This is a genomic window from Microbacterium sp. Clip185, from assembly GCF_028743715.1.
Taxonomy (GTDB): domain Bacteria; phylum Actinomycetota; class Actinomycetes; order Actinomycetales; family Microbacteriaceae; genus Microbacterium.
In genome coordinates, this window is sequence record NZ_CP117996.1 from 877,619 (window position 1) to 900,765 (window position 23,147).

Below are 23,147 nucleotides of genomic sequence, written 5' to 3' on the forward strand. Positions count from 1 at the left end.
TCGGGCGCTCCGAGATGTGCCGGTGCTCGGACCCGCCGTCCGGGCTGGCGACCGGTTGTGGTGGTGGCGCGTCATTCGGCGTTCGAATCTCGTCGACGCAGGCTTCTACGCTGCGCAGCTCGGCGTCAGCGCGCTCCCGCGGGATGCGGCGATCGCGCACTATATCGTCATGGGCTTTCGCCGGGGGCTGAGCCTCAATCCGCTGTTCGACGAGATCCACGCAGGTGGGACGCTGCCGGAGGTCTTCCGTGTGCCCGCCCTTTACGCGTACCTGCTGAGCGACCGCCCGACCGTCCAGGTGCACCCGCTGTGGGATGCCGTGGCCTACGCACGAGCGAACCCGGGCGACCAGCAGGGGGCGCTGGAGGACGTCTGGCAGGCCCATGACACCCGCATCCTGCTGTCTGCGCCGGGAGCACGTCGCGAACTCACCGTCGCGCAACTGCGGCGCGAGGCGATCGGCGCTGCACGCGGGTGGCGCCGGGGTCGCTTTCCCCGCACGGCCGAGCTGGGATCGGAGAGCGAGATCGATCTCGTCCGTGTCGTGCAGGGCCGCGATCGAGGCTACGCGCGAAAGCTGGCTCAGGTCGCGGGTCTGGTCGCTGATGAGCGCCTCGCTGCGACGATCGCTCTGGTCGATGTCGATGCATCCCAGTGGGTGACGTCCGCTCTGATGGCAGGGGTGCAGCCGCGTGTCCGTTTTCGCTCGTATCCCGCGAAGACGATCTGGTCACGAGTCGTCGCCGATGCGACCGAGGGGGGGAGTGCTCCGCTTGTCGCCGTCCTTGATGCCCGCGGCTCGGTGACGGACGAGGAACTCGCGAAGCTGGTCGGGCGCGCCGAGACCGGCGTGTGCGTCGTCCCCGTGCACCGGGAGAGCGACGGTACCTCGTGTGGAGTGGGCATCGGGCGTGTGGACCTCGCTGGCGGCGACTGCGTCGTGCTCGGCGGTCACCCCCACGAGGACGTGTTGCGCCTTGGCGATCAGGTCGAGGTTCCGCGGCCATTGGGTCGCTCGTTCGTCATGCCTCGCGCGGCGACGCGGGCCGCTTTCGCCCGCCGATCGGTCGACGACCTTTCGGGCATCGCGTGGCAGAACATGCCCCGGTGCATCGCCCTTCCCGCCGTCGCTCCTGTGCTCGATGAACCCGAGTACGCGTTCCGACGCGGTCGGGGTAACGGGCGCCCGGTGCCCGTGCGCGTGTCCAGCGATGATCACCAACGGGTCGAGCACATCCTCGCCGAGGCCGGCTTCTCGGTACGTGGATGGCGCCTTGATCGGAGCACCGCCGTCCCCGTCCTCGAGGTACGCCGTCGTGACGTGTCGCAGCAGAGGTGGGCCATCAAGATCTGTTCGCCCGCGGGCAAGCGCGGCGAGGTGTGGGGAGACACACATTTCGCTCACGGTCTCGCCGCCGCACTTCGTCGTGCCGGACACATCGTCGTCATCGACGCTTTCGGCGCGGCTCGAAGGTCCACGGCCTACCTCGATGACGTCAACGTCGTCGTGCGTGGCCCGTACCGCATTCAGCCGCCGGCGACGGGAGTCAACCTGGAGTGGATCATCAGCCACCCTGATGAGATCACCCGGGCGGAGCTGGAGCAGTTCGACCGTGTCTTCGCCGCCTCCGAGCCGTGGGCCGAACGAGCAGGCGAGCGGTGGGGCATCGCGGTGGAGCCGCTGCTCGAGTGCACGGACACCGACAAGTTCACGCCCCGAGGGCTCGCGCGCGGTGACGACATCGTCTTCGTTGGCACGGCGCGGGGCATTCCGCGGCCCAGTGTCGTGGCGCCCGTGCGCGCCGGCATCGACGTGAAGGTCTACGGCCCCGACTGGCGTCCCTTCGTTCCCGCATCAGTGATCACTGCCGAGTCCATCGACAACGAGGATCTGCCCGCCCGGTACGAGACAGCCTCGATCGTGCTGAACGACCAGTGGCCCGCTATGCGTCGCGAGGGGTTCATCGCGATGCGACCGTTCGATGTCGTCGCCGTCGGCGGGCGCGTGATCTCCGAGCAGGTCTATGGCATCGAAGAGCTCTTCCAGGGGGCAGTCGTGACGTATCGCGACCCCGAGCATCTCGTCGAACTCCTCCGCGCCGATGCGGACACGCTCTTCCCGAACGCCGACCGGCTGAAGGAGATCAGCGAGTCCGTGAGGCGCGAGCACTCGTTCGACGCCCGCGCCGCCGTGCTGGCCGAGGCGGCGAAGGCGTCGCGCTCCGGCGTCGATAGAATCGATCGGTGAGGCCACGTAACCTGCTCCGACGGATCGTGTGGACGGCGAACGCCATCCGCCACCGGGACCCGCTGTCCCCGCGGTTGTTTCTCCGGCTGTTCGGCTCCTGGCGCCGACGCCCCTGGGACTCAGCGAAGGCGCCGCGCCGCGTCGTCATCCTGCGCAGCGACGAGATCGGGGACACGGCCACCACGCTGGCGCTGCTGGCGGCGATGCGTCTGCAGTGGCCGAAGGCCGTGATCCACCTCGTGGTCAAGCCTGGGCCGGCGGCGATGTTCCACGCGGCATCGACAGTGGACCGGGTCATCGAGTGGACACCGATCACCGAAGGATCGGCGCCCAAGCGGCAGATCCTCACCGCGAGACAGGCGCTGCGACGCTTCCGGCTGCGCGGCTACGACCTTGCGGTCCTTCCGCGGTGGGACTTCGACGACACACCCGTGCGCTACCTCGCCGCAGCCTCCCGCGCCCGTTCGATCGTCGGCTTCGCGCCCGTGCCCGAAAGGGAGCCGGTGTGGTTCGGCGACCAGTCCCAGTTGCTGACCGATGAGATCGAACGGGGAGACACCCCGTTGCTGACCGTCGGGCAGCTGCGCAGGGTCGCCCAGCGCCTCGGACTTGACTGGCCGACGGCTCAGAACCCGTCGATCGGGCACGAGCTCTTCGACGATCGCGACGCCAAACGCGTCGCCGAGATGGCGCCGTTGCCGTCCGCGCCGGGACTCATCGTTGCCGTGGGGATCGGCGCACGCGACGCCAAGCGTCAGTGGCCCGTGGAGGATGTGAGCGAAGCGATGGGCGCACTCGCCGAGGCGGGTCCCGTCACGGTGCAGATCCTCGGTGGTGCGGTCGATGCGCAGCGTGCGGAACGTCTCGCGCAACTCTTGCGCCAGCGTGGCATCGCCGCCTTCGACCTCGCGGGCGGATTGACGCTCAGCGAGAGCGCTGCGGCGATCGCCCGATCGGATCTGTTCCTGGGTAACGATTCGGGCCTCCAGCACATCGCCAGCGCGATCGACCTTCCGATCGTGGTCGTGACCTGTCATCCCGCGAGCGGTTCGCCGTGGAGCGACAATGCGCCCGAGCGATTCGGGCCCTGGTCTGCCCGGAACGTCGTGCTCCAGCCGGCTACGCCGTCGCCGGACTGCACCGAGGAGTGCGTCGCGGGCAAGCCGCACTGCATCCGACAGGTGCGGGCCGCCGACGCCGTCGCGGCGATCACGGGATTGCTCCAGGGTGCCGCGAGCTGAGTCGGATAGTCTCGTTCGGTCCTCCTCGAATCAAGCTCTGGAACCATCCATGCTCTCTTCGTCATCGATCACCCCGCGTCATCTCCTCGAGTTCGAGGACACGCACGTCATCGTGATCGGCGACGCCATGCTGGATCGGTACGTGGAAGGCGTCGTCAACCGCATCTCGCCGGAGGCGCCGATTCCCATCCTCCAGGTGCATCAGGACCGCAGCGTCGCAGGCGGCGCGGCCAACGCTGCCATGAACATCGCGGCGCTGGGTGCGCGTACGACCTTGATCGCGTCCTGGGCGCTGGATGCGTCCGGTCGTGAGTTGGAGCGCATCTTGGAGCACGCGGGGGTGTCGACCGTGCGGGTGCAGCGGGGCGACGCGCCCACCATCGAGAAGCTCCGTGTCGTGGCGGGTCAGCAGCAGATCGTCCGCCTCGATCGCGAGGACACGGCCGCGCTCGAGGCCGTCGGCGCCGACGAGGTGGTCGGAGCGCTGCAGGACGCACTGGAAGGGAACTCTCGAGCCACAGCGGTCGTGATCTCCGACTACGCGAAGGGACTTCTCGACGCGGCCCTGGTGGCCAGGATCGTCGCGGTGGCGCAGACGTACAGCGTTCCGGTGATCGCGGACCCCAAGTCGGACGACATACGGAAGTACCGGGGTGCGACCGTGGTGAAGCCCAATTTCGCCGAGGCTTCGCAGATGGCGGGCCTCACGGCATCCGCCCCGGATGAGGCGAGCCTCGACACGATCGCGCAACGACTGCTGGTGGAGGGCATTGGCGCTCTCGCCGTGTCGTTGTCGGCGATCGGCGTCGAAGTCATCGAGAAGCACTCCCGCACCCGCATTCCCACCCGCGCTCGACTCGTCTCCGACGTGTCCGGTGCCGGGGACTCGATGATCTCGGGCATCGCCGTCGGCCTCGCGAGCGGGATGACGATCCTCCAGGCCGTGCAGGTGGGCAATATGGCGGCGGGAATCGCCTGCGGGCGTCCCGGAACCGCCGTCGTCACCGCCGCCGATCTCCTCAACGAGCTGCTCGTGGAGTCCGCTCCCGAGGACCGCCCCGGAACGATCGAGGACTGGGCCGAGCTGGCGCAGCTGGTTGCGGTCGAGAAAGCGGCGGGCAAACGGGTCGTCTTCGCCAACGGTGTGTTCGATCTGCTGCACGCCGGCCACGTCAGCCTCCTGAAAGAGGCGCGCTCGCTCGGCGACGTGCTCGTGGTGGGGGTGAACTCGGATGCGTCCACGGCGAGGTTGAAGGGGCCGTCCCGACCGCTGCAGCCCCAGGCCGACCGGATGGCGGTGCTCGATGCCGTCCGATACGTCGACTTCGTCACGGTGTTCGAACAGGACACGCCCCGCGACCTCATCCGCGCCATCCGCCCCGATGTGATCGTCAAGGGCTCGGATTACCGACCCGATGAGGTGGTGGGGGGCGACGACGCCAAAGCCTGGGGTGGGACGGTGCACATCGTCTCGCTGCTCGACGGCGTCTCCACGACAAGGCTGTCGCAGGGGCAGCAGGTGCGCCGCGACTGACGCGGCGAGAACGGGAAGGTGAACGGCATGGGTGTCGTCGCAGACAATCTCCTCGAGAACGCGGCGCGTATGACGGCGCTTGCGAATGACGAGAACTTCGGGCTCGCGTTCGAGCGCGCCTCCGAGCTGATGGTCACGAGTCTCAAGAGCGGGGGCACTCTCTTCGCGTGCGGCAACGGCGGTTCCATGACCAACGCGCAGCACTTCGCGGAGGAGTTGACGGGGCGATTCCGTGCCAGCCGTCCGCCGCTGCGTGCGATCGCGATCTCCGACCCCTCGCACCTGACGTGCGTGGCGAACGATTACGGCTACGAGTACGTGTTCTCGAAGTTCATCGAGGCTCTCGCACGTCCCGGAGACGTGCTGCTCGCGCTGAGCACGAGCGGGAAGTCTGCCAACGTCTTGCGTGCAGCCCAGGCGATGAAGGCCGCCGGCGGGACCGTCGTGGCTTCCTCGGGTCCCGCCCAGACCGCGATCTCGGAGGTGGCCGACGTGTCATTCGCCCTGGGGGAGAGCCGCTGGGCGGACCGCATCCAGGAGTCAGAGCTCGTGGTCATCCACTCGCTCATGCAGGCGATCGAAGACGGCTTCGGCTACTCGACCAATTAAGACCTACGCGCCGCGTCGACGGCGGCGGCGAACTCCGTCAGACCGATGAACGTCAGGTCTGCACACGGGTCCTGCGCGCCGTCGATGCGCACGGCGACGCAGCCCCCGGTGATGGCACCCAATCGCCGCGCCATTTCGATGTCGGAGTCGGTGTCGCCGACCATGATGCTCAGTGAACCGTCGATGTCGGGGTGCGCGTCCAGATAAGCCGTCGCCATTCCCGGCAGGGGTTTGCGGCACGCGCATTCCTCGGACGCCAGATGCGGGCAGAAGTGCACGGCGTCGATGCGCCCGCCCGCCTGCGCCACGGCGCTGACCATCTGGCGGTGGATGTCCTCTAGCGCATCCACGCTCATGAGTCGCTTGCCGACCCCCTGCTGGTTCGTCACGACGACGATGCGCGGCGCCCACGCCGCGAGCGACCGAAGCGCGTCGAGAACGCCGGGGAGGAAGTGAAAACCGTCCCATGTACGGACGTAGCCGTCGCGGATCCTCTCGTTGATGACGCCATCGCGGTCCAAGAAGAGGCACCACGTTCTGCCAGAGCGGTCGCCCAGCAGGGAGGCGATCTCGGAGCCGGGATGGTTCGTCCCCCCCGCACGCCGTCCCGCATCCGCATTCAAGAGTTCGCCAATTCCCGGAACTCCTCGTAGTCGCGGATGTAGTCGCCATCGTCGTACGGATGGGATGCGAAGACGATCAGCACAGCATCGGGGCTGTAGTCGTACTGGGTGCCCCATGTCATCTTCGGCATGTACAGGCCGAGTGACGGATCGTCGAGCACGTAGGCGCTTCGGTCCTTGCCGTCATCCACGATGCACGAGACGCTACCGGTCAGGCAGACGAGGAACTGTTCACACTGCCGGTGCGCATGTTCACCGCGCACCTCCTTCGACGGAACTCCGTAAACGAAGAACACCCGCTGCGCCTCGAACGGAAGATCGCCGGGAAGATCGATCGGGAGAAGCGCTCCGCGGATGTCGCTCACCGTCCGCAAACGCGTCAACCCCGCAGTCGTTCCCGCGACGGGGGCCGTCTCGGGAACATGACCTCCTGCTGTCTCGGTGTATCCGACGATACGAGCGGGATTCCCGACGACGATCGCGTAGGGCGGCACATCCTTCGTCACGACGGCGCCCGCTCCCACCATGGCCCTCCGTCCGACGCGGATGCCAGGAAGGATCACCGCTCCTCCGCCAAGTGATGCGCCGTCTTCGATCACTGTCGTGGCGAAGGAATCGGGGTACTGCTTGCTGCGGGGGAATCGGTCGTTGGTGAAGGTGACATTGGGGCCGACGAAGACGTCATCGCCCAAACGGATTCCGTCCCAGATCTGGACGCCCGACTTGAGCGTCACTCGGTCGCCGATTCGGACATCGTTCTCGACGAAGACGTGATCATTGACGTTGACGTCGTCACCGATCACGGCACCGGGGAGCACGTGTGAGAACGCCCAGATCCTGGTGCCGTTGCCCACCGTCGTGCTCTCGCAGATTCCGTTCTCGTGTACGAAGTAGCCTGCCGTGTCAGTCATGTCGACCTTTCTCACGCTCTGCAAAAACAATCCGACCCGCCACGAAACCCAAAGGTGCGGTGACCACGACGCTCAGGGCGTTCGCGAACGCAGGCCACGCCAGGGCCTCGATACCCGCGATGACAACGAGCCCGACCAGGAAGATGACGACGTAACAGAGCGCGTATGCGATCGCTGCGCGCGGGGAGCCGTCGCGCGTGAACACCCACCTCGCGGCAAACACGGTGGAGTACACCAATCCCAGGCCGAAAGAGATCGTATAGGCCAGCCACCCGGGCATGACATAGCTGAGCCCGACCAATACGGCCGTGGTCACGAGCGTGTTCGTCGCACCGATCACGAGGAACCGCCACGCCGCTTGGCGCGTGGTGCGGCGTCCATTCGGAACGGCTGTCACCACTCCTCGCGCTTCATCACGATGGCCGTGGGGCGTTGTTTGGTGTTGTCGAAGATTCGCCAAACGTATGCGCCGACGATCCCAATCGAGGTGATCGTGAGGAACGTCGAGAACAAGATCGTCAGCATAAGGGGCACGTATCCGGGTTCATTGATCTGTCCGGCGAGGTAGTAGCCGAGGATCACCATCGCGACGATCACGACGAGGAAACCCCCGAGCACGCCGCCGACCAAGAGCACGTCCAAAGGAATGTTCGTGAAAGCGAACACGCTGTCGAGGAGGTACTTGAGACGCTTGCGCAGAGTCCAACGGCTCTTTCCCTCTTGGCGCGGTTGGCGTTCGTAGGGGATCTCGGCTCGGCGAAAACCCACCCAATACAGTTGAGCAACGAGACTCGAGTTCGCCTCGGTCATCTGGACCAGCTGTTGCGCAACAGCCCGGGTGCATCCGAAGACGTCGACGCCCCCGGGCGGCATGTCACGAGCGATGAATCGACGGTACATACCCCAGAACGTCCGCGCACCGATGCTCGACAACGCGGGGTCGTTGCGAGCTGTCCGGCGGCCCACGACGACGTCGAGCGCGCCCGTCGACAAGGTGCGGGAGAACTCGATCATCAGCTCTGCGGGCTCTTGCAGGTCGGCGGCCATGACGCCGATCGCTTCCCCCCGTGCCGCGGCGAGGCCAGTGCGGATCGCCGCGAAGGAGCCGAAGTTACGCGAGTGCTGAAGCAGCTGAGAGTGGAATCCCGCATCGGGTAGGGCGGCGACAAGCGCTTCGTAGGAGCCATCGGGTGAACCGTCCACGACGAACACCACCTCGGTGTCCGCGGGGAGATCGCGCATGAGCTCGTTGAGACGGGCGACGAGGGAAGGGATGTTCTCCTCGTTGCCGTACACCGGGATGACGATCGAGAAGGCCGTCACGCGACGCTCCTCAGCGTCGCGCACACGCGCTCCACCTCGGCCTCGGACAGTTCCGGAAAGAGTGGCAGGCTGAACACCTCATTGCACGCTGCCTCGGTGTGCGGGAGTGGCGCCGAAGGGGCGTACCGAGCGAACGCCGCTTGCGTCCAATCGGGGAGGGGGAAGTGCACATCGGTGGCTATGCCCGCTTCGCGCAGTCGCGCACGAACGGCGTCCCGCTTGCGGCTGCGACAGATGGCGAGGTGGGCGCCGTGGCCGCCGAGGGCAGGCAAGACGGCGAGCGCCTCCGGGGCGACGCCGGACGCCGCGGTTCCATACCGCGCGATGATGTCTCGCCGACGCTGATTGAAGCCGTCGACCAGGGGGAGGCGAACCCTCAGGAAGGCAGCTTGCATCTCGTCGAGGCGCGAATTGGTTCCCCCGGACAGTGCCGCGTCGTACTTGGTGCTCCACCCGTACTGACGTAGCTGCCGCACGCGGTCGGCCACGTGCTGAGAGCGTGTGACGACCGCACCACCGTCCCCGACCGCACCGAGGTTCTTCGTCGGGTAGAAGCTGATTGTCGCCGCGTGACCGAATGTTCCGGCTCGGCCCGAGGGTGAGTCTGCCCCGATCGCCTGCGCACAGTCCTCGACAAGGGCGATTCCTCTGGTGTCGCACAGCGCGCGCAACGCAGAAACCTCGCCGACGTGTCCATAGAGATGAGTGACGACGACGACGCCGACCTCGTCGTCGATCAGGTCGCGTACCGTGTCCGCTGTCAGACACAACGTCGTGGGGTCCACGTCCGCATACCGGGGGGTCAGGCCGGCGCGCACGACGGCGGTCGAGGTGTATCCACCAGCGTTTCCAGCGGTGATCACCACGGAGCGGTCAGCGGGGCGAACCGCTTTGATCGCAAGTTCGAGCGCGTCCGTGCCATTGGCGACACCGACCGCGTGGTCCACACCGACGTACGCCGCGAGTTCGGACTCGAACGCCCGATGCTGGGTGCCGTGGACTGCGTACCCTGAATCGATGACCTCCGCCGCAGTGCGCAACAGGCTCTCGCGATCACGCTGCAACCCGCGCGACAGATCATTGAACGGGATCGCAGGATGTTCACTCATGAGATTCCTTCTGACGGAGGACCCACTGGCGTTCGCGGCCACGGCCCCGCACCGCGCGGACGAGACGGGGCGCGCCGTCCTCCATCGGTGTTGTCGCTGCGCGACGGCATCGATTCGTTGTCTTCCCCACCAGTGTACTGTCGCGGTCTGCGAGACACCGTCCGCCTGCGCTGGGAAACTGGGGGAACTCGGCGCTTCGCCCTACCGATGTCTCGGAGAGGTCTCGCGTGCTGATCGTCAGTCCCCTTCGCGCGGAGTCGGAGAGGGGACGATGTCGCCGACGATCACGGAATCGACACACATCGCATTGCCCTGGGTGCTGATCTGCAGGTCGCCGTCGATGGGACCCGGAATGTACACGGCGACCGTCCCGGACTGCTCCGGGCGCTCGATCGTCGTCCAACCATCGTCGAACAGGAAGGCAACCGTGCTGCCGGTGGCGCGGGAGAAGTCCAGAATGACGAACGAACGCCCGTCGCTCTGAGCTCGAGGCACGGCGATGTTGGTGCTTCCATCGCTGCACTCGCTTTCCGAGAGCGCGACGTGAGGGTTCGCGATAGTCGCGGGGCCCGCGGAACCATCGGGCCCGACAACCCAGGCTCCCTCGAGCGATGTCGTCGTGCGGACATCTTTCCAGCCCAGGCTCGGCAGGGCGGCCGCCACCATGTCGTAGGGGTGGAGCGGGGGGAGGCCGAAGGACTGGGGCAACGGCGAGTCGATGAGCGGAGGTGGCGGCTGTGGCAGGCTCTCGCGGAGCGCCTCGGCCCACGCGCGTGCTTCGCGGCCCTCGTTTCGTTCGATCGCGTGCGCGAGGCTCTGCGACCACGACGCCGTCGACAGGGCGAACACCAGGATGCCGACAGCTGCGACGCCGATGCTCGCGAGGCGGTTACGTCGGGCCGTTGCGGTCTCGACGCTCGGCATCCCCGCACGCAGAGTCACCACGACCACCACGCCGACCGCCAGCCACAGCAGAGCGGTGCTCTCCAACAGGTAACGCAGGTTCCGTCCGCCTGTGATGCCGAGCACGTCCGCGCGGCGAGAGACGGCAACCACGTTCGCGAGGGTGCCGATGAGAGCGAACGCCCAGACTCCCATGTTTGATCGCACACGAACGATGGTCCAAATGATGAACGCGATGAACACCGCCGCCGCCACCACGATCCGCGGATCCAGGAGAGAAGAGACGACCTTCTCCATGTCCAGTCCGAAGACCGACGGGATCAACCCGCCCGCGACGCTGTCGACGATGAACGCGAGCGACACGGAGAGGGACGGTGATGTTCCGGACTCCTCGATGTAACCGCCGGTCATGAAGACGACGACCTCGACGAGAGAAATCACCAGCAGACCCGCCCAGAGGGGCCACGTGCGCAAGACCTCTCGGGCACGTTCCGCCAGCGGTCGCCCGCGCCAGATGACGAGTGCGCACCACATGGCGATGTGCAGGGAGAACAAGAGGTTCTTCTCGCTCATCGCCAAGGCGACAACGTAGAGGGCGAGCGCGGCGACGAGATGCACGGCGCGGCGGTGGATCACCCAGCGCGTGGCGCAGCCGAGGACCGCCAGGCCCAGCGCGAGGGCGAGCATATTGGTGAGCGTTGCCGCCCACCAGAGCCTCGAAGCCAGGGGACCGATCGACAGGCTGAAGGCGAGGCCGGCGATCACGTTGAAACGGGCCTTGCCGACCACCGCGTCGAGCGCGCGTGTGATGGCGACGAACGCGCCCACATTGATCGCGGCGGTGAAGGCGAGTGCCGCGGGCCAAGACAGCCCGAACACGGACAGGAACGCGGTGAGGAAGGCGATGTAGCCAGGCACGAAATGGCCGAACCACGAGCGGAGGAAGACCTCGGGCGTCAACGCGTTGAGCTGGAAGAACTCGGCGTAGACGAAATCGTCGCGGTGGAAGAACGATCCGCCTGCGATGAGCACCGTGACCACCGCGATCAGCAGGGCGCCGTAGAGCAACTCCCACCGCGTCCGGTCGTTCACCAATAGACGAGCGATCACGCCGCAGAACCTCCTCGCACCCGCAAGATCCTATCCCGACGTTTCCGTGGACAAATGTGAGGACAGCCCGCCGAGTGAGCGCAGCGAGTGAGGGTCGGCGGTTCACGCGGCGAGGCTACGGACGCACGCGCTGCCTTTCGCTCATACTGGTGGCATGGCGCGCCGTGAACGAGGGAAGTCCAAGACGACGAGTCGGCACACGTTGTGGAGGCGGCTCTCCGTCTTCGCGGCGGCAATCGCGATCGTCGCCGTTCCTCTGAGTGCGTGCGCCACCCCGCGCACAGGTGCCGGCGCCGCGCCGCTCACGTCGTCGTCGCCGACCGTCACGGAGACGCCGAGCGAGACCCCCGCGACGGAGGCGACGGATGAGCCCACCCCGGGCCCGACGGCCTCCGACTCGCCTGCTCCGTCGGCGTCTGCTCCGACCATCACCGTCACGATCGCCAACTCCGGTGCCGATGACCGAGGCGTTTTCGCCTCCGGGCTGGTCACCGGCGCCACCGGTTCTGAGGGGACGTGCACGCTGACGGCCACCGCTGCCGACGGACGCGTTCTCGAGGCGCAGGCCGCCGCGCACGCGACGCCGGCAGCGCTGAACTGCGGCATCATCCGGATCGCCGCAGGGTCGGGTGACTGGAGCCTCGTGCTGAGTTTCGCATCCGAGGCATCGACCGGTTCATCTGATCCTGTCGCGGTGCATCGATCGTGAGGTCGATGACCCGACGCACGCGGGAGCGGCGCTTCCTGGCGGTGTTCGTCGTCCTGGCCTCGGTCATCGCGGGGCTGGTCACGGTCGTCGCTCCGAGCCAACCGCCCTCGGCCTCGGCGGCGGATGCTTCCGACTTCCAACCGGGTTACCTCATCTCGGACGCGAACTTCTTCGACGCGGGGGCGATGAGCGCCGGCGACATCCAGAGCTTCCTGAACGCCAAACTCGCTACCTGCCGACCGGCGAACGGCGTTCCCTGTTTGAAGGACTACTCGCAGGCGACCCCTGCCCGCGCTGCGGACGCCTACTGCAGTAGCTTCCCTGGCGGGCAGATGAGCGCGGCGCAGTTGATCGCGGCCGTATCCAAAGCGTGCGGCATCAGCCCGCGCGTCATTCTCGTGATGCTCCAGAAGGAGCAGGGGCTCATCACCGAACCGACGCCGAGCGCCCGCCAGTACTCAGCTGCTCTCGGCCAGGGTTGCCCTGACGGTGCCCCGTGCGATCCCGCATTCGCGGGGTTCTTCTATCAGGTCTACGGTGCCGCCCGGCAGATGCAGGTCTACATTAAGAATCCCAACTGGTTCGGGTACCAGCGCGGCTGGAACAACATCCTTTATCAGGCGAATCCTCCTGACCGCTCCGGCGTCTGCGGGACCAAGCGGGTCTTCATCCAGAACGACGCCACCCGAGCCTTGTACATCTACACGCCGTACACCCCGAACGACGCTGCGCTCGCCAATCTGTACGGAACAGGTGACTTCTGCTCCGCCTATGGAAACCGGAACTTCTGGCGTCTCTACACGGACTGGTTCGGCGACCCGACCGTCGGTCAGGTGACAGGGGAGTACGCCACCGTCTGGAACTCGCTCGGGGGTTCGTCTGGCGTGCTCGGCTCGCCGACGGGCACGGTGGTCTGCATCAACAGTCGTTACTGCCAGCAGTCCTTCACCGGAGGCACGATTTTCTGGTTCCCCGGGAGGGGAGTCTTCGGAGTCCCAAGTGTCGTCGAGGCGATGTGGCGCAATCTCGGGTTCATCGATGGTAAGCCGGGATTGCCGACCGGCGTCCCCGTGTGCGTTTCGGATGGGACCTGCGCGCAGTCCTTCGACGGCGGCGTCATCTCCGCAGACGGTGTGGGCGGATCGCTCGTCGGGCTTCACATCCAGTACACGTGGCTTGCGGCCGGTGGAGTGTCGCTCGGAGGTGCGCGTGGCCCCGAGGTCTGCACGAGCACCGGCCAATGCGCGCAGACGTTCGCACGAGGTGCCTTCTTCTCCGGGGGGCCGGCGACGGCCGTCGTGGGTGGTGTGTTCGCGGCGTGGAGTGCGTCGGGTATGTCGGGGGGTGCGTTGGGTTACCCCGCCGCAGACGCGGTCTGCGTAAGCGCGGGATGCACCCAGCAGTTCGGCGGCGGAATCATCGTCGCGTCTGGCGCGAATGCTCAGGCGATCCCGACCTTGCTCGCGCAGCCTTACCTCGCTGCGGGCGGCGTGAGTGCGCTCGGCGCGCCTCTGGCACCGGCTTCCTGCGCGACGTCCGCAACCTGCTACCAACTGTTCGAACGCGCTCGGATCGATGTCATCCCGTCCCGTGGAGCGATCGTCACGACGGGCGGCTTCCTCGACTCGTGGCGGGCGCTGGGATTCGAACAGAGCGGTCTCGGCCTGCCTACCGCGAACGCGAAGTGCTCGGCGGTGACCTGTTCGCAGGCGTTCGAGCGAGGAACGCTCGTCGGCTCGCCGTCGAACGGCGTCGTCGCCGTCAACGGCCAGTATCGGGATGTGTGGACCGCAGCGGGAGGGGCCACCGGTGCGCTGGGCCTGCCCCTTTCAGGCGACTCCTGCAACGGTCGAAACTGCTCTCAGATGTTCCAGCGCGGTGCGCTGGTGTGGACGCCCACCTACGGCATGGTCACCGTCGGAAACCCCTTCCTACAGGCTTGGCAGGCGCGAGGAGCAGGATCTGGCGTCCTGGGCGCGCCGACCGCCGCAGCGACCTGTACCGCCATCACGTGCTCGCAGCCTTTCGAAGGCGGCACCCTGGTCGGATCGCCGTCGAACGGTCTCGTCGTCGTCTACGGGCAGTACCTCACCGTCTGGCAGGCGGGCGGCGGAGGCGCCGGTACGCTCGGCCTTCCTCTCGCGGACGACTCCTGCAACGGGCGCAACTGCGCGCAGCCGTTCCAGAACGGAACCCTCGTCTGGGCCCCGGCGTCGGGCATGGTCTCCGTTTCGGGGTGGTTCCTGCAGCCGTGGCAAGCGCAAGGCTCTGGCAGTGGTCCGCTCGGGGCGCCGACCGCGGCGCCGACCTGCTCGTCCGTGACCTGCTGGCAGAACTTCGAGGGAGGCGTGCTCTCGGGCTCACCCTCCAACGGCGTGGTGCCCCTGTACGGGCAGTATCGCGACCTTTGGATGGCGGCCGGCGGTCCCGGTGGTGCTCTCGGACGCGTCCTAGGTCCCACCTCGTGCAACGGTCGGTGGTGTGAGGCGAAGTTCGATCACGGTTCCATCCTCTGGTCTCCCGCCACGGGTGCGGTCGTGGTCGCTGAGCCGATTTACGGGCGTTGGCAGGCGGAGGGCGGGCCGTCCGGGCGTTATGGTCTGCCCACCGCGGCGTCTCGGACCGTGGGCGCCATCACCACCCAGGACTTTCAGTTCGGCAACATCAACTCTGGATCCTGAGGGTGCCGGTGGTGACGGCAGCGATGTCTCCGATGCGGGGGTGCTACCCTTTTTTGACGATGCATGTCACGTTCAATCACTCTCGGATCTGCGGATTTCGATCGGGGAGACGAACGTTTTCACGGCTCAGGCGAGTTCCGTCGGAGCCCTCGAGTGAGGGGCGTCCGTCGAGAGCGATGAGACGACGAGTGTGGCACTGAGCGCGGCGAACGACGACGAGAGGTATCCCCGAGTGAGCGACGATCAGGTTCTATCGCCGGCAGCTGTGGAGGCCGTTTCGCTGGAACGGGCATTGAAAGACGCCGAGGTGGCGAACGCGCGGGTGATCACGCTCACTCGGCAGCTTCTCGAGCATGAGCAACGCGTCGCCGAACTCGAGTACGAGGTCGTGCAGCTAAAGCGTCTTCTCGACCCGCGGCGGAAGATGGAGCACCTCTTCCGCAAGAACCACTCGCTCTATGTGATCGGTCGGCAGGCGAAGCGGATGCTGGGTCGGTGAGCCCGGCGCCCGAACCGCGGGTCCTTCTCGCGGTCACGTTCTACAATGGGCGGGAATTCGCTCGTCGCACGATGGAGTCCATCAGTCGACTCGATCACGAGGGTTTCGTTCTCGACGTACTCGTGCTCGACGATGCGAGCCCCGAGCCCGGGTTCAGTGAACATCTCGCTGAACTCGCCCGCGAGGTAGGAGCGATCTACTACCGAAGCCCTCGAAACCTCGGTATTCCTCGCAATGTGAACCTCGGGCTGGCGACCGCGCAGAGTCTCGGATACGACTATGTCGTGATTTCCAACTCGGACGTGATCTACTCCGAGAACTCGGTCCGGCTTCTCCTGGATGCACTGAGGAGCTACCCGCAAGCGGCGTCGGCCACGGCCTGGTCCACCAACGTTGAGCCGTACTCGTTGCCGTGCGGCGCGGAGCTCTATCTTGAGACGCAGCCCGTGGCGGATCTTATCGGTGCTGCGCTCGAGCAGCGATTCGGCCCCGAGATCATCGACATCCCGGCGGGAATCTCCTTCGCGATGATGGTCCCCGTTGCTGTGCTTCCTGCGGTCGGCCTGATGGATCCCGTCTTCGGGCGCGGCTACGGCGAGGAGTCGGACTGGTCGGCTCGAGCTTCGAATGCGGGATTCCGGCACCTGCTGGTGAAGGGCTCCTATGTCTTCCACGCGGGGCGTGGATCCACGCTTGCGGCCGGACTCGTCTCACGAACGGACATCGCGGATTGGACGAATCAGCACATCGTCGAACACCGCTCGCCTATGTTCCGCTGGGACGTCGATGGGTTCCTTCGTTCGGGAGTCCTCGACGACGTCAAGCCTGAGGCTGTCTCCGCAATCATCCGCCGGGCCGCGGCTCACAACGGGTATGTCCTCCTCGACGGCTCACGCGACTGGGAGGACATCGACCCGTCGCTGGTGCAGGTCGTGATCAGGTCGCAGACCGACGAGATGTGCACCGCCCACTGGTCCGGTTTCACCACCGAGATCGACACCGACACCGGGCGCACAGTGGCGGCCGTCTCCGCGTACTTCGCAGGAGAAGCTCCGGTTTATACGAACATTCCCGCCGCCACGTGGGAGGGTGCCGCGCAGTTCGGGTATCCGGCCGGGCTGTGAGGCTGCGGTGACCGCATGCGGCTCCGCGCATACCCTTGGGTGGCGACCACGGCCCTCATCGTCATCGGTGCCGTGCGCAGTGGGGATAGGAGTTAGTTCATCGTGAAGAATCTCGTCGTGATCACCGGAGCCGGTGGATATGTGGGCCGGCACGTGACGGCGGCCGTTACGCAGCTGGGTTACCAACCGATCGCTGTTGTGCGTCGCCGTCGCGAGGGAGACTTCGATGACGCGTCGCACGTCGTTGTGGCCGATGTGCTCGACCCCGGATTCGACGTCGCCTCGGTCGCGGACCCGGATCACATCAAAGCCGTGATCCACCTCGCGTGGGAGGACGGCTTCGTCCACAACGCACCGTCGCACATGGCGCGTCTATCGGCCCATTACCGCTTCCTCAACACGCTCGTCGAGTCCGGGGTCGGGCGGATTGCGGCGCTCGGATCGATGCACGAGATCGGCTACTGGGAAGGGGCCGTGACTGCGACCACCCCCACGAATCCCGTGACGTTGTACGGCATTGCCAAAGACGCTCTCCGGCGCTCCGCGATGCTGTCCATCGGCGATAGAGCTGAGTTCGTATGGCTCCGGGCGTACTACATCCTCGGCGATGACCGCCGCAATAGTTCGATCTTCGCCAAGCTTCTCGATGCCGCCGATCGCGGGGAGACGCTTTTCCCGTTCACCACTGGACGTACGCTCTATGACTTCATCGATGTCGCTGACCTGGGGCTGCAGATCGCTGTGGCGGCAACGACCGATGGGGTCTGCGGCGTCCTGAACGTGTCCTCCGGCGAGCCCGAGTCGCTCGCGAATCGTGTGGAGCGATTCATCATCGAGAACGATCTCGGCATCACCCTGCAGTACGGGGCCTTCCCCGATCGTCCCTACGATTCTCCGGGTATCTGGGGCGATGCGTCAGAGATCCGCGCCCTGGTCGCGGGCTCCCGCGTTCACGGGACGGGGTAGGCCGAACGCTCCCGCGGACGGCAGTGTCGACGGACACCTGAACGTTCTGCTCAGCGCGAGGCTGAAGCACTGCCTTCGACCTCGATGCGCAGGTAGCCGGCGGCGCGAGGATCGAACTCGACGTTGAACGACGTCGCTTGCATGATGTTATGCACGTCGTTCCCCTCGCCGTCGATGAGCGTCGCGTTGACGAAGTACTTTCCTCCTCCCAACGCGGGCTTTTTGAGGACGAAGACGACTTCCCCTTCACCAGAGAGCGGCGGCACCGGAGTGTCCAGCCAGTCCGTACCGGTGACGAACATCTTCTGGCCCATCGTGTCGTCGATCTGTACTCGGCATCCCCATGTCTCTAATCCGGTAGAGGCGACGGTGAGACGAAGCTCCAGGTCGTCATCGGGATGAAGGGGTGCCGCTTCGTCCTTGCCCACCACACGTGCGGTTACGCTCGTGACGGAGCTCTGATGCTTCAGCGCCCCTGGTGCGGCGGCGACTCGCTCCGCGATACGGCGTTCCTCGAGCAGGTCACGGAAACGTGCGACGGCGGTCGACGGCTTTCCATCGAAGAGAACTTCTCCTTGGTGCAGGAGAACGCAACGCCCGCACAGTTCGACGACCTGGTCGAGAGAGTGGGTGACGAGGATGATGGTCCGGCCCTGTTGCTGGAACTCCCGGATACGATCCATGCACTTGCGCTGGAACGCCTCATCGCCGACGGCGAGGACCTCGTCGACCAGGAGAACGTCGGGATCCGTGTGGACGGCCACGGCGAACGCTAGTCGGACGTACATGCCCGACGAGTAGAACTTGACTTGAGTGTCGATGAAGTCGCCGATCGAGGCGAACGCAACGATGTCGTCGAACTGAGCTTCGGTCTCTTCTCGGCTGAGACCCAGAACGGAGGCGTTGAGGAAGACGTTCTCGCGGCCGGTGAGGTCCGGATGAAACCCTGCGCCGAGTTCGAGGAGCGCCGCGAGACGACCGCGTTCCTCCACCGTGCCCGACGTCGGATCCAGGATGCCGCCGATGATCTTGAGGAGGGTGCTCTTGCCCGACCCGTTGTGACCGATCAGCCCGATCGTCTCGCCGGCGTAGATGTCGAGGTCGACGTTTCGTAGCGCCCAGAACTCCTTCTTGTGACGACGCCCGGCGCGGCCGAGCGTAACGACACGTTCCTTGATCGAAGAGTCCTTGCGGATCGTGAACTTCTTCGAGACGTCACGGATGCGCGCGACCTCCGGGCGTGCGTCGTCGTCCGGAAGAAGGGAGGGGAGAGTAGGCATCGGGTTACAGCTCCTGGGCGAAGTTGCCCTGCAGGCGGATGAAGGTGCGATGGCACACGAGGAGGAGGACCATGCCGACAAGCAGAGCTATTGCCATGCGGAGCAAGAGTTCGCCCGGCCACTCGGCGGTATCGCCGGCCACCCAGAACGCTCGCTGGAAGCCCAGTACCGCGAGGGTGAGTGGATTGTTGGTGTAGATCTCGAGCACCACAGGTGAAGGGATGAGCGTCTTCGCCATCTGCCATGAGTACACGATCGGGCTTGCCCAGAAGAGGAGCATCGTCACGACCTCGACGAGGTACTGCACATCGCGCAAGTAGACGTTGACGGCGCTGAACAGGAGGGCGAGTGCGGTGCCGTAGACGACGATCAGCGCGACAGCCGGAACCGCGTACGCGAGTTGTGCATGCAACGGAGGCTTCACCACGATGAAGGTCGCAGCGATCAATACGACAAGCTGGATGCCGAAGTTGAAGAGCGCAGATCCGACGCTCGAAAGGGGGAACACCTCGCGCGGTAGGTAGACCTTCTTGACCAAACCCGCGTTGGTGAGTACCGATCCTGTGCCGCCGACGACGATCTCTGTGAACAGGCCGACAGCCGACAATCCCGCGAAGACATACACGGCGAAGTCGGGGATGTTCCGCGCGGCACCGAGGAACTGTCCCATCACGATGAAATAGACGGCGAGCAGGATCAGAGGACGAATCAGCGACCAGAAGAATCCGAGTGCCGAGTCCTTGTATCGTGCCTTCAGGTCTCTCCGGACGAGGAGGTTCAGCATCTCCCGGTGGGAGAAGATAGCGCGGACAGCTCCCCACCATGCTCCCCGACCGCTCACCGCTCCGACCGGCTTCAGCGGCGTCGCCGCAAGCCGCTCCATCCGCAGCGCGGCCTGTTCATTTGCACGTGACATCGCCATGATCTTACAGGGGGTTGCTCGGAGACTCGCGGGCGCCGACGGCTCCGCCGAGCCCGCTCATTCGGGCTAGGAGCGCTGCTGAGCGAGGTAGTCCGCAAGGCGCTGCTGCCAGGTGGCATCCAGTTCCGATGTGGCGAGGACGCTGTTGCGAGGCCGAATCAACGCCGGCCCGGAGGAAGCGGCGTAATAGCCGTGCGTGCTCACGGGCTTCACCCGGTCGGGGTCGTGTCCGGTGAGGCGAAAGACCTCACGCGCGACGTCGTACCAGGTAGCCGGGTCGCCGATGCTCGTCACGTTGTAGATGCCGAACGGCGCACGCGAATGCAGGAGTCGGCGTATGGTCAGGGCGATGTCGGAGGCCAGCGTGAGTCTGCCCGTCTGATCGTCAACCACCTCGGGGTCGACACCACGCTCCGCGAGCGCGGCCATGGTGCGAACGAAATTCTTGCCGTCGCCGACGACCCAGCTCGTACGGAGGATGTAGTGGCGGGGGACGACCGAAACGACCGCGTCGCCCGCCGCCTTGGTCTGCCCGTACACGCCGAGGGGTGATACCGCGTCGCTGCTGGTGTACTCGCTGTCTTTGCTTCCATCGAAGACGTAATCGCTCGATATGTGAACCAGGGTGATCCCGTTAGCGACCGAGACCTGAGCCAGAGCCGCCACCGCAGTGACATTCGTCGCCCAGGCGTCGACACGTCCAGCGGGTGTCTCTGCGCCATCGACGTCGGTGTATGCCGCGGCGTTGATGATGGTGTCGTAGTCCCGCCACCGGCGTGCCGAGTGCAGTTCCGGAGAGGTCAGGTCGAGGTCTGCGCGGGTGGCGTATTCCATCGACGGCTGATCGCCGAACACGTGGCGCAGCGCGCGTCCGACCTGGCCGTTCGCGCCGAGGATGAGGGTCTTCTTGGGTGGCATGGGGGTGACGTCTGCAAGACGCGGGTGATCCCGGTCCTTCGCGCTGATCTCCACCTGGTCGAGGGGGATGGGCCAGTCGATCGCGGCGGTCTCGTCGGCGAGGTTGAGGAAGGTGTATGTCGCGGTGGGCGACCAGTGGTCGTTGACGAGGTAGGTGTACGCGGTGTCGGGCTCGAGGGTCTGGTAGGAGTTGCCGACCCCGCGGGGCACGAAGATCGCCGTCGACGGGTCGAGTTCGGCGGTGTAGACGGCGCCGAAGGTGGGGCCTTCGCGCAGATCGACCCACGCGCCGAAGATCCGCCCGGTGGCGACGGAGACGAACTTGTCCCACGGTTCGGCGTGGATGCCGCGGGTGGTGCCGACCGCATCGTTGAAGGAGATGTTGTTCTGCACGGGGCCGAAGTCCGGCAGGCCGACGACTGCGGAGGTCATCTTCTCTCGTTGCCAGTTCTCCTTGAACCAGCCGCGGGCGTCGCCGTGCACGGGCAGATCCAGCAGGATGAGACCCGGGATGGGGGTCTCACGCACCGACAACGGCTTGCCGAACTCAATCGACATCGGGGCTACTGTCCTTTGCTGGCGTAGAAGGCTTCGACGCGGTCTTTGGTGGGTGCCCACCAGGTTTCGTTGTTGCGGTACCAGTCGATGGTGTTGGCGAGACCGGTTTCGAAGTCGCTGTAGGCGGGCATCCAGCCGAGTTCGGTGCGGAGTTTGGTGGAGTCGATCGCGTAGCGCAGGTCGTGTCCGGCGCGGTCGGTGACGTGGTCGTAGGCGTCGCGGGGCTGGCCCATGGTCTCGAGGATGAGTTCGACGACGTCCTTGTTGTTCTTCTCCCCGTCGGCGCCGATGAGGTAGGTCTCGCCGATGACGCCCCGTTCGAGGATGGTGAGCACGGCGGAGGAGTGGTCGTCGGCGTGGATCCAGTCGCGCACGTTCTCGCCCGCCCCGTACAGCTTGGGGCGGATACCGCGGATCACGTTGGTGATCTGGCGGGGGATGAACTTCTCGACGTGCTGGTAGGGGCCGTAGTTGTTGGAGCAGTTGCTGATCGTGGCGCGCACCCCGAACGAACGCACCCATGCCCGCACCAGCAGATCCGAGCCGGCTTTGGTGGAGGAGTAGGGGGATGACGGGTTGTAGGGGGTGTTCTCGGTGAAGCGTGCGGGGTCGTCGAGTTCGAGGTCGCCGTAGACCTCGTCGGTGGAGATGTGGTGGAAGCGCTTGTCGTGTTTGCGGGCGGCTTCGAGCAGTGTGTAGGTGCCGATGATGTTCGTGTCCAGGAACGGACGCGGATCGTGCAGGCTGTTGTCGTTGTGCGACTCGGCCGCGTAATGCACCACCGCGTCCACCTGCGAGAACAACTCGTCCACCAGGGTCGCATCAGCGATATCACCGACCACCAGACGCACCCGGTCCGCGGGAAGACCCGCCAGCGACGCCTCGTTACCCGCATAGGTCATCTTGTCGAGCACGATCACCTCGTGATCGGTGTTCCCCACCACATGGTGCACGAAGTTGGACCCGATAAACCCGGCGCCACCGGTGACGAGGAGCTTGGACATCAACGTCCCCTTTCCAGGGTTTCGAGCAGATAGGTTCCGTAGCCGGACTTCACGAGCTTCTCGGCGCGCGAGCGGAGCTCGTCGTCGTTGAGGAATCCCTGACGCCACGCGACCTCTTCGGGCACTCCGATGCGCAGCCCGGTGCGACGTTCCATCGTGCGCACGTAGTCGGCGGCGTCGGTCATCTGGTCGAACGTTCCCGTGTCGAGCCACGCGGTGCCGCGCGGGAGAACCTCGACCTGCAGCTTGCCGCGTTCGAGATACTCGCGATTCACGTCGGTGATCTCGTACTCTCCACGAGGAGAGGGCCGCAGCGAGCGCGCGATCTCGACCACGTCGTTGTCATAGAAGTACAGACCGGGAACCGCGTAGTTGCTCTTCGGCTCGGACGGCTTCTCCTCCAGCGACACGGCCTTGCCGTCGGCGTCGAACTCCACGACACCGTATGCGCGGGGCTCTGCGACCCAATACGCGAACACGGCTCCGCCGTCGACGTCGGTGTAACGCTTAAGTTGCGTGCCGAGGCCCGGCCCGTACAACAGGTTGTCGCCGAGGACGAGAGCCACCTTGTCGGAGCCGATGAAATCGGCGCCGATCGTGAACGCCTGCGCCAACCCGTCAGGAGCGGGCTGCACCGCGAACGTGATCGACACGCCGAACTGAGAACCGTCACCCAACAGCCGCTCGAAGAACGGCGCATCGTGCGGAGTCGTCACGATCAAGATGTCCCGGATGCCCGCGAGCATCAACGTCGACAACGGGTAATAGACCATCGGCTTGTCGTACACCGGGATCAGCTGCTTGGAGACGCCGAGCGTGATCGGGTGCAGACGCGTGCCGGAGCCCCCGGCCAAAATGATGCCCTTCACGCGGTC

The 23,147-nt window shown here is 65.8% G+C and carries 20 protein-coding genes and 2 pseudogenes; 9 read left to right on the forward strand and 13 right to left on the reverse strand.

The window, feature by feature from the left end; genetic code table 11:
* Positions 1–22: 22 nt before the first annotated feature.
* Genes PQV94_RS04155 through PQV94_RS04170 form a run of 4 tightly spaced genes read left to right on the forward strand, consistent with a single transcriptional unit; the run spans position 23 to position 5,632 of the window.
* Positions 23–2,248, forward strand: coding sequence for a glycosyltransferase family protein (locus tag PQV94_RS04155; RefSeq protein ID WP_274287534.1), 2,226 nt, complete (start codon positions 23–25; stop codon positions 2,246–2,248).
* Entirely contained in the window at positions 2,245–3,489 is a 1,245-nt protein-coding gene (locus PQV94_RS04160; RefSeq protein WP_274287535.1) for a glycosyltransferase family 9 protein, read from the forward strand. The genes PQV94_RS04155 and PQV94_RS04160 overlap by 4 nt, the downstream gene beginning before the upstream one ends.
* Before the next feature lie 49 nt (positions 3,490–3,538).
* Entirely contained in the window at positions 3,539–5,023 is a 1,485-nt protein-coding gene (gene rfaE2 / locus PQV94_RS04165) for a D-glycero-beta-D-manno-heptose 1-phosphate adenylyltransferase (protein WP_274287536.1), read from the forward strand.
* 27 nt (positions 5,024–5,050) lie between these two features.
* Complete coding sequence (locus PQV94_RS04170) at positions 5,051–5,632, forward strand: D-sedoheptulose-7-phosphate isomerase (protein ID WP_274287537.1); 582 nt, start codon at positions 5,051–5,053, stop codon at positions 5,630–5,632.
* On the opposite strand, the gene PQV94_RS04175 is transcribed toward PQV94_RS04170, so the two are convergent.
* The 8 genes and pseudogenes from PQV94_RS04175 to PQV94_RS04200 form a co-directional block, all read right to left on the reverse strand.
* Positions 5,629–6,153 carry a D-glycero-alpha-D-manno-heptose-1,7-bisphosphate 7-phosphatase gene (locus tag PQV94_RS04175; RefSeq protein WP_274287538.1) on the reverse strand — a complete coding sequence of 175 codons (525 nt, stop codon included), beginning with the start codon at positions 6,151–6,153 and terminating at the stop codon, positions 5,629–5,631. The two genes, PQV94_RS04170 and PQV94_RS04175, sit on opposite strands and share 4 nt — an antisense overlap.
* 98 nt (positions 6,154–6,251) lie before the next feature.
* A complete protein-coding gene (locus PQV94_RS16170; protein WP_443192718.1) occupies positions 6,252–6,638 on the reverse strand; it encodes a sugar 3,4-ketoisomerase in 387 nt (128 codons plus the stop codon).
* A 66-nt stretch (positions 6,639–6,704) separates the two neighbouring features.
* Positions 6,705–6,854, reverse strand: a pseudogene (locus PQV94_RS16175) (DapH/DapD/GlmU-related protein); the annotation flags it as partial.
* A 63-nt stretch (positions 6,855–6,917) separates the two neighbouring features.
* A pseudogene (locus tag PQV94_RS16180) lies at positions 6,918–7,166 on the reverse strand (WxcM-like domain-containing protein); the annotation flags it as partial.
* Positions 7,159–7,563: a GtrA family protein gene (locus PQV94_RS04185; RefSeq protein WP_274287540.1), complete on the reverse strand. Its 405-nt coding sequence runs from the start codon at positions 7,561–7,563 to the stop codon at positions 7,159–7,161. The pseudogene PQV94_RS16180 and the gene PQV94_RS04185, both read right to left, overlap by 8 nt.
* Positions 7,560–8,489, reverse strand: a complete 930-nt coding sequence (locus tag PQV94_RS04190; RefSeq protein ID WP_274287541.1) for a glycosyltransferase family 2 protein — start codon at positions 8,487–8,489, stop codon at positions 7,560–7,562. Before PQV94_RS04190 ends, PQV94_RS04185 begins: the two co-directional genes overlap by 4 nt.
* Entirely contained in the window at positions 8,486–9,598 is a 1,113-nt protein-coding gene (locus PQV94_RS04195; RefSeq protein ID WP_274287542.1) for a DegT/DnrJ/EryC1/StrS family aminotransferase, read from the reverse strand. Before PQV94_RS04195 ends, PQV94_RS04190 begins: the two co-directional genes overlap by 4 nt.
* Positions 9,599–9,835: 237 nt before the next feature.
* Positions 9,836–11,611, reverse strand: coding sequence for a hypothetical protein (locus PQV94_RS04200; protein ID WP_274287543.1), 1,776 nt, complete (start codon positions 11,609–11,611; stop codon positions 9,836–9,838).
* Between the two features lie 154 nt (positions 11,612–11,765).
* Between PQV94_RS04200 and PQV94_RS04205 the strand changes: the two genes are divergently transcribed.
* The 5 genes from PQV94_RS04205 (at position 11,766) to PQV94_RS04225 (ending at position 17,590) form a co-directional block, all read left to right on the forward strand.
* Positions 11,766–12,320 (forward strand): hypothetical protein, encoded by a 555-nt coding sequence (locus PQV94_RS04205; protein ID WP_274287544.1) that lies wholly within the window; start codon positions 11,766–11,768, stop codon positions 12,318–12,320.
* Between the two features lie 5 nt (positions 12,321–12,325).
* Positions 12,326–15,001, forward strand: a complete 2,676-nt coding sequence (locus PQV94_RS04210; protein WP_274287545.1) for an LGFP repeat-containing protein — start codon at positions 12,326–12,328, stop codon at positions 14,999–15,001.
* Positions 15,002–15,191: 190 nt separating this feature from the next.
* The gene (locus PQV94_RS04215; RefSeq protein WP_274287546.1) at positions 15,192–15,500 is read left to right on the forward strand and encodes a hypothetical protein; all 309 of its coding nucleotides are present in this window, start codon (positions 15,192–15,194) and stop codon (positions 15,498–15,500) included.
* Positions 15,497–16,624, forward strand: coding sequence for a glycosyltransferase family 2 protein (locus tag PQV94_RS04220; RefSeq protein ID WP_274287547.1), 1,128 nt, complete (start codon positions 15,497–15,499; stop codon positions 16,622–16,624). The genes PQV94_RS04215 and PQV94_RS04220 overlap by 4 nt, the downstream gene beginning before the upstream one ends.
* 102 nt (positions 16,625–16,726) lie before the next feature.
* Positions 16,727–17,590: an NAD-dependent epimerase/dehydratase family protein gene (locus tag PQV94_RS04225; RefSeq protein WP_274287548.1), complete on the forward strand. Its 864-nt coding sequence runs from the start codon at positions 16,727–16,729 to the stop codon at positions 17,588–17,590.
* A gap of 50 nt (positions 17,591–17,640) precedes the next feature.
* Here PQV94_RS04225 and PQV94_RS04230 read toward each other — a convergent pair whose 3' ends face one another.
* From PQV94_RS04230 to rfbA, 5 genes are all read right to left on the reverse strand, one after another.
* Positions 17,641–18,870, reverse strand: a complete 1,230-nt coding sequence (locus PQV94_RS04230; protein ID WP_274287549.1) for an ABC transporter ATP-binding protein — start codon at positions 18,868–18,870, stop codon at positions 17,641–17,643.
* A gap of 4 nt (positions 18,871–18,874) precedes the next feature.
* Complete coding sequence (locus PQV94_RS04235; RefSeq protein ID WP_274287550.1) at positions 18,875–19,786, reverse strand: ABC transporter permease; 912 nt, start codon at positions 19,784–19,786, stop codon at positions 18,875–18,877.
* Positions 19,787–19,858: 72 nt separating this feature from the next.
* Positions 19,859–21,268, reverse strand: a complete 1,410-nt coding sequence (locus tag PQV94_RS04240; RefSeq protein ID WP_274287551.1) for a bifunctional dTDP-4-dehydrorhamnose 3,5-epimerase family protein/NAD(P)-dependent oxidoreductase — start codon at positions 21,266–21,268, stop codon at positions 19,859–19,861.
* 5 nt (positions 21,269–21,273) lie between these two features.
* Complete coding sequence (gene rfbB / locus PQV94_RS04245; protein WP_274287552.1) at positions 21,274–22,272, reverse strand: dTDP-glucose 4,6-dehydratase; 999 nt, start codon at positions 22,270–22,272, stop codon at positions 21,274–21,276.
* Positions 22,272–23,141, reverse strand: coding sequence for a glucose-1-phosphate thymidylyltransferase RfbA (gene rfbA / locus PQV94_RS04250; RefSeq protein ID WP_274287553.1), 870 nt, complete (start codon positions 23,139–23,141; stop codon positions 22,272–22,274). Before rfbA ends, rfbB begins: the two co-directional genes overlap by 1 nt.
* Positions 23,142–23,147: the final 6 nt, after the last annotated feature.

Bases quoted from the DNA above. Each gene is read 5' to 3' on its own strand.
- rfaE2 (WP_274287536.1), top strand. From the start codon at position 3,539: ATGCTCTCTTCGTCATCGATCACCCCGCGTCATCTCCTCGAGTTCGAG.
- PQV94_RS04170 (WP_274287537.1), top strand. From the start codon at position 5,051: ATGGGTGTCGTCGCAGACAATCTCCTCGAGAACGCGGCGCGTATGACG.
- PQV94_RS04195 (WP_274287542.1), bottom strand. From the start codon at position 9,598: ATGAGTGAACATCCTGCGATCCCGTTCAATGATCTGTCGCGCGGGTTG.
- PQV94_RS04205 (WP_274287544.1), top strand. From the start codon at position 11,766: ATGGCGCGCCGTGAACGAGGGAAGTCCAAGACGACGAGTCGGCACACG.
- PQV94_RS04210 (WP_274287545.1), top strand. From the start codon at position 12,326: ATGACCCGACGCACGCGGGAGCGGCGCTTCCTGGCGGTGTTCGTCGTC.
- PQV94_RS04230 (WP_274287549.1), bottom strand. From the start codon at position 18,870: ATGCCTACTCTCCCCTCCCTTCTTCCGGACGACGACGCACGCCCGGAG.
- PQV94_RS04235 (WP_274287550.1), bottom strand. From the start codon at position 19,786: ATGTCACGTGCAAATGAACAGGCCGCGCTGCGGATGGAGCGGCTTGCG.
- PQV94_RS04240 (WP_274287551.1), bottom strand. From the start codon at position 21,268: ATGTCGATTGAGTTCGGCAAGCCGTTGTCGGTGCGTGAGACCCCCATC.
- rfbB (WP_274287552.1), bottom strand. From the start codon at position 22,272: ATGTCCAAGCTCCTCGTCACCGGTGGCGCCGGGTTTATCGGGTCCAAC.